The sequence below is a fragment of the Photobacterium chitinilyticum genome, from assembly GCF_004104355.1.
Classification (GTDB): Bacteria; Pseudomonadota; Gammaproteobacteria; order Enterobacterales; family Vibrionaceae; genus Photobacterium; species Photobacterium chitinilyticum.
In genome coordinates this window covers 1-654 of the sequence record NZ_RJLM01000128.1, presented here as the reverse complement: position 1 = coordinate 654, position 654 = coordinate 1, and the positions used below count along the sequence as shown (strand labels likewise).

The following is a 654-nucleotide window of genomic DNA, read 5'->3' as shown; positions in this document are numbered from 1 at the left end:
CCAGGCATTACTCACCCGTCCGCCGCTCGCCGCCCAATAACGCACCCGAAGGATTGTTACTGTCGCTGCCGCTCGACTTGCATGTGTTAGGCCTGCCGCCAGCGTTCAATCTGAGCCATGATCAAACTCTTCAATTAAAGTTTTGTTGGTCTTTCGACCGGCTCAATGAATACTGATTGAGTTTCCATTACTAGAAGCTAGTAACGAGAACTCGAATTGACTGTGCCAAATAATAAGTAAACTTAGTATTTGTATYGGTCACTCAGTTCATTGATAAATCTTTCGACTTAACTCTTTCACGAGTGCCCACACAGATTGCATGGTCAAATTGTTAAAGAACGTTGACTTTCAATACCTTGGCGTTGAACGCTTCGGCAAGTCAGGACGCGTATAATACGCCTTTCTGATATCCAGTCAAGACAAAGTTTTCATCTTTTTTATCATCCGATTAAAAAGAGAAAACCTTCTGTTGACGCCGCTCGCATTGCAATCAGCCGGAGCGAAACAAAAGCCCGCTGAAACCAGCGGGCTCTCTTTCAATTCGAAGCCTGGCGATGTCCTACTCTCACATGGGGAGACCCCACACTACCATCGGCGCTATTACGTTTCACTGCTGAGTTCGGCATGGGATCAGGTGGGTCCATAATGCTATGG

2 rRNA genes are annotated in these 654 nt (G+C 46.6%); both read right to left on the bottom strand.

The annotated features are described in order from the left end of the window. Nucleotides 1–137 (bottom strand): 16S ribosomal RNA (locus EDI28_RS26215); the annotation flags it as partial. 409 nt (nucleotides 138–546) lie between these two features. Further along, a 5S ribosomal RNA gene (gene rrf / locus EDI28_RS26210) occupies nucleotides 547–654 on the bottom strand; the annotation flags it as partial.